The following is a 1,118-nucleotide window of genomic DNA, read 5'->3' on the forward strand; positions in this document are numbered from 1 at the left end:
GTACTATTTTGTTTGATTTCAACTTTGTATGATAGAGCGAGTGGTGAAATAGTATCTTTCACCTGATTTAAAATGTGATTAATATCTATTTTCTCTTTTAGGGTGTTCTGTGGTTTGGTTAAAGATAAATAGTTATTAATAGTAGATTGTATTTGCTGCATTTCAATTAACATGATTTCTAAGTATTGATCCTGAGATAGCTTAGAGGCATGTTTTTCATTTAATAATTGAGTGAATCCATGTACCGTGGTTAGTGGATTGTGGATTTCGTGTGCAATTGACGCCGCTAGTTCGCTAGCTATATAAAATTTTTCAGCCCGTTGCAGTTTTTCTTCCATTTTATATTTCTCAATCATTCCCTCTATTAAATAAACTGATAATAATACTGTGAAAATATTAATGACTATATAATTTAATAAAAATTCTATGAGAGTAGAGTCTATTTTCCCTCCTGTATTTATTTGAGTTACAATACCGCAAATAGAAAGTGAAGTTGTACATACTAAAATAAGGAGTAAGCTTAATAATACTTTTTTTTCTTTAATATACATAGGTAATAGGTAACGAAAGAGCATTGTTATACCAAAAATAATAGTGAAGATAATAAATGATGGAAGAACGCCATTTCCGCCTAAGTAAAACCGATAAGAAAGATATAAAATTCCTATAAAAATAATGTTTTTTGTATTTCCATATAGAAAAACTAAGATAATAGGAATAAAACGTAAATCATAAATAAATCCCACATGTAAATGAAAAGGAAAAGTCATACAAAAAATAATAGCAATGGAGGAAAGGATAGAAAATAACATATTATTACATGTTGTTTTTTCTTTAAACTCTAGCCAAAATACGTGATAGCTAAGGATACAAATTATTATAATAAAGGTATTTAATAAAAGAGTAGAAATTCCCATAGTTTTGCATCTCCGATAGTTTGTAAGTAGAATTATGTATGAGTTGGACATAGATGTTTAGTATTAGTAGACTTTTTATCTAAAAAAGGAAGGGTACTTGAAAAACATGCTGTTATATTACTCGTATTAAAATTGATAAGGAAAATAGAAAAAATCTATTTAAATTTATGTACATATGAAATTATCAACTAACTTTTGTAT

The 1,118-nt window shown here is 27.2% G+C and carries 1 protein-coding gene; it reads right to left on the reverse strand.

What is annotated here, in order from left to right:
- A partial coding sequence (locus DN403_RS29830; RefSeq protein WP_149186067.1) for a histidine kinase dimerization/phospho-acceptor domain-containing protein occupies positions 1 to 917 on the reverse strand: 917 nt, incomplete at its 3' end.
- Between the last annotated feature and the right edge of the window lie 201 nt (positions 918 to 1,118).

The sequence above is a fragment of the Bacillus sp. AY2-1 genome, assembly GCF_008368965.1.
Classification (GTDB): Bacteria; Bacillota; Bacilli; order Bacillales; family Bacillaceae_G; genus Bacillus_A; species Bacillus_A thuringiensis_S.